Consider the following 223-nt stretch of genomic DNA (forward strand, 5'->3'; position numbering starts at 1 on the left):
AATCTGACGAAGTATCTGGGGTTAGTCTCTAAGCGAGTCGCTTTAACCAATACCACCCCAAATAAACGTTACGTCAATGGGAAAAAGGTTGAAGAACATTACGCCATTATCATGACTAAAGTTGTGCCGACGAAAGAGAAACTAGCCAGCTTACCTAAATTACAGCAACAAGTCTATGACCTGGTTTTAAGGACGACGTTAGCGATGTTTGCTGATCCGTACG

At 42.6% G+C, this 223-nt stretch carries 1 pseudogene; it reads left to right on the plus strand.

Annotated elements, in window-relative coordinates:
• A pseudogene (locus FC65_RS11355) lies at positions 1-223 on the plus strand (DNA topoisomerase); the annotation flags it as partial.

The organism is Ligilactobacillus acidipiscis DSM 15836 (assembly GCF_001435755.1).
Classification (GTDB): Bacteria; Bacillota; Bacilli; order Lactobacillales; family Lactobacillaceae; genus Ligilactobacillus; species Ligilactobacillus acidipiscis.